Annotated in this window: 1 protein-coding gene and 1 pseudogene; both read left to right on the top strand. The window is 44.7% G+C overall.

The genetic code is table 11. The annotated features are described in order from the left end of the window. A pseudogene (locus tag ACFIL7_RS02010) lies at window positions 1-612 on the top strand (hypothetical protein); the annotation flags it as partial. Further along, window positions 610-3,701: hemagglutinin repeat-containing protein (locus ACFIL7_RS02015; RefSeq protein WP_375683283.1), on the top strand; the 3,092-nt coding region annotated here is incomplete at its 3' end. The pseudogene ACFIL7_RS02010 and the gene ACFIL7_RS02015, both read left to right, overlap by 3 nt.

The raw sequence follows: 3,701 nt of genomic DNA on the forward strand, positions 1-3,701 counted from the left end.
TATTTACACGCCGCAAACGCTGTATTTAATTGCAGATCATATTGATGTCTCAGAGAGCGAATTGGCTTATGGCGGTTTAGATTTTAACAGCACCAATGCCCTTGATATTCACCATGCGCGGCTACAAGCCGTGACAGATCAGGGAGGGACTGGAGATATTCTCTTTATTGCTCCAAGCGTTATGGTTGATGAGACAACTTCTGTTTTAGCAGCCAGAGATTTCGTGATCAAGACGGGGGAGCTTAGAAATAGCGGTCAATTGGCATCGGGGCAGGATTTAGTCTTTAGCGTGACGGGGGATGTGACCAACAACAAAACGGGCTTAATTTATGTGAAGGGCAATGGTGCTTTACAAGTTGATGGGGCTTTGTTGAATGATTTNTGCTTTGCTCAATGATTTTGGCACCATAATGACAGAAGGTGATTTATCTTTCACCAATGCAGAAGGCACAGGAAAAAGCCTTTCCCTTGTTAACAAAGCGGGCTTTATTCAAGCTGGTGGAAACTTAAATATCCAAACCAACACCCTGAAAAACGAAGCCGATAGCACGCCTGTCATCACAGAAAAAACGGAATATAGCGATATTTCTTTCCAAAAACCAGAACGCTTTGATTCAATTNGAAAAAACGGAATATAGCGATATTTCTTTCCAAAAACCAGAACGCTTTGATTCAATTGAAAATGCGATTTTGTATCATACAACAAGTATAGCAAATGAGTTGGGGATAGAAATATGGGCCGTTTCCTATGAGGAAGTTGAATGTTCGGGAAACACATGTGATTTTCACTTTAAAAATTCTTTGCCCAACAAAGAGGCAACTTATGGTAAGATAACTTTAGAAGATGGGATAGTATACAAGGCATTTACTTGGAATGAAGAGAGTGAAAGTTCGGTTTTTTTTCAAGGGTACCGATGGAATAATTTATCTCACATGATACAGAAAACTGTCACGCAAGAATTTTCGCCTACTCGTCAAGGAATGATACAGTCTCACGGCAATCTTATTATTAACGCTGATACCATTGACAACCATTATAGCATTATAGAAGCAGGGGGAAACGCCGATATCCACGCCAATGTGCTGACCAATTTAGGTGCAACAGCTTATAAAAACACCTATATGGGTTGTCAGGCTAATACGGATGCTTATTGTTATGCTTATAACGCTGATGGAAGCCGAAATGTTGCTTTAGATATAATAAATAATGATGGTTTTCGCCATATCAATTCAGAAGTTCTCGATACTGTTCCTGGTCTTGTTCAAGCGGGTGGCATTTTGAATTTGGTGGTCGATCAACTCCACAACGAGGCAGCGGAAGGTTCGATTACAGGGGATGCGCATTTTGAGGCAAAAACCGTTGGAGGCAATCCACTGGAGTCCTTAAGTGGTTTGCCTGGAGCTGGCGCTCTCTTTACACCAAAAGTCGATCTCAATAATGCGGGGGAACTTGCTGAGGGGCTCCCTTTACCAAAGCCCCAATCGGGGGGTGTTGGGGGCACGCTGCCCAATCAAAATTTCATTTATGAAACGCGGGCAGAATTCCTTGATGTCGGCAAGTTTTATGGCTCAGCCTATTATTTGAACAGAATTGGTTATAATCCTGACAGAGAGATTTTTTTCTTAGGTGATGCCTATTTTGAAAAGCAGCTGATTGAGAAACAAATGCGTGATCTTGTTGGTCAAGGTTTGGGCAAAGGTTCCTTTATTCCTGGAAGTGATGCCATTGAACAAGTCAAAACTTTGCTAGATGGTGGGGCAGATTATGCAAAAGCACACAATCTCCCTTTTGGTGAGGCTTTGAGTGAAGAACAATTGGCGTCCCTAGAAGCCCCGATGGTGATTTATGTGCGCCAACAGGTCAAGGGCATGGATGTTTATGCACCGGTGCTTTACATCCCTGAAAAAGACAGAGCCTCCTTTGTTTCTGCTGGGGCTTTGATCATGGGCGATGATGTCAATATCACCAGCCAAAATACAAGCAATTCCACAATAACCAATTCAGGGCGGATTGCGGCAAACCACCAATTGCATGTGCATGGTGGGGATATCCTCAGTCAAGGGGGGCATTTTGCTGCTGGTGGGGATGCTGTTATCCTTGCGGAGAAGAATATTCGTTTGGACGCAGGGCGCACAACGGTTGACGGCGTGGAGACCGTATTAAACACCGAGGCGCTTTCTGCTGGGGGTAATGCAACGGTGATTGCTAAACAAGATATTACCGCCTCAGGGGTGGGGATCAGCACCGGAGGTGATCTTGCCATGGCTACAGAAGAAGGCAACTTGACGATAGGCTCAGCTGCAACGCATCACCATAAACAGTATAGTGACTCCATTATGCACCATAAATCTGTGTTAAACTCTGGAGGCTCGACGACACTTCTCTCTGGAAAAGATTTGAATATTTTAGGCTCTGATGTTCAAGCGCATGATGATCTTTACTTACAAGCAAAAGAAAATGTTTCGATTGATGCTACACGCAACAGCATGGACAATCATCGCGGGAGTGAAACCTCCCATGTCGCCTTGCACAATGGCTCTCATTTAAGTTCTGGAAAAGATACCACTGTCATCTCGGGTCAAGATATCCATATTGCTGCTTCCGATATAGATGCGAAGGACAATGTTGCTCTTGGCGCACAAGGGGAGATAACAATAGGGGTGAGAAACGATGAAAGAGATTATCATTTTCAGAGCAGCGACTTTAGTGTTGATAGGCAAGAGTCTATTTCTCGGGGTTCTTCGATAAAATCTGGGGGTGATACCACTGTTGTTGCAGGGCAGGATGGGAAACCGCATGACCTTAGCATCACAGGCAGTTCCGTTGCGGCTGAGGGCAAGGTAGGGCTGAAAGCCAGCAACGATGTCCTGATCACCAATGCAGAGGATAGTTCACACCGTGAGATATCTAGCTACACAGATGGCGGTTTTTTTGGGGGAAGCTCATCCTATCATGAAACTTTTGGAGCTACCCAAGTGGTAGGTTCAAGTATAGCAGGAGAAAAAGGCGTTGCCATTGAATCTGGAAACAACACGGAAGTTGTCGCCTCGACGCTCGTAGCCGGTAAGGCAGAGGAAACGTCAGGAGAGAAAGCACCAGGAGAACAGAAACAAGCGGATATTACCATTCACTCTGGGGGAAAGATTACTATCAAAGGCGCCCAAGAACACTTGGATCAGCAAGCACAATCGTCATCAAGTGGCTTTTTGCATGAGAAATCGTCCGATACATCTCAATCGCATACCACAACGGTTTCCTCTATCCTTGGGGCGACGGGAAACATCGTGTTAGACGCACAAGGAGAAGCCAAGATTTCTGCTTCTCATCTTCTTTCCGGTCAAGATATCAATGTGAGCGGAGAAAGTGTGACGATTGATGGCATGACAGATCATCATAAAAGCCATTCAGAGGAGCATGAAACAGGTTTTGGTGTGGGATCAGGTAAGGGCTTTGTGTCGATATACGGGAGTGAGGGAAAGACAGAAAATGAAGAGAGCTTTGAGCATCAAGGCTCTTCTCTCAATGCGGATGGCAATATCAACATCACTGCCAAGAAAAAAGATGTGAACGTGGAGGGCTCTGATCTTGCGGGTGAGAATATTAACCTTTCGGCAGCGCATGATGTCAATGTGCTTGTTGGTCATAATAGCCATTCCTCAAGCTCAAAGGAAGAACGTACAGGCTTTGGCATTCAGTTTGA

This window comes from Bartonella sp. AP3QHHD, from assembly GCF_042195765.1.
In the GTDB taxonomy this organism is placed as follows: Bacteria; Pseudomonadota; Alphaproteobacteria; order Rhizobiales; family Rhizobiaceae; genus Bartonella.